Genomic DNA, 237 nt, shown 5'->3' on the forward strand with positions numbered 1-237 from the left:
CTTGCCGTCGTGGGCATACAAGCTCCAGCCGCCCATGTTGCCGCCCTGGGCGATGATCACGCCCTGCGCGCCCGATGCCGGCACCTCGATCTCCGCGGTGACCGAGTGGCTCTTGTTCTTGATGTTGATGACGGTGTTTTCCTGCAGGCGCCGCATCCCCGGGAACAGGAGCTGCGTGCTGCCCGTGACGACCGCCGGCCGCCCGGCGATGTCCGGGTTCATGCGTTCGGCCTTGCG

Annotated in this window: 1 protein-coding gene; it reads right to left on the minus strand. The window is 67.5% G+C overall.

The window, feature by feature from the left end; translation table 11 throughout:
• On the minus strand, positions 1 to 222 hold a 222-nt coding region (locus SB822_RS60905; RefSeq protein ID WP_410859630.1), incomplete at its 3' end, for a hypothetical protein.
• Between the last annotated feature and the right edge of the window lie 15 nt (positions 223 to 237).

The sequence above is a fragment of the Paraburkholderia sp. SIMBA_054 genome (assembly GCF_046534875.1).
Taxonomy (GTDB): Bacteria; Pseudomonadota; Gammaproteobacteria; order Burkholderiales; family Burkholderiaceae; genus Paraburkholderia; species Paraburkholderia hospita.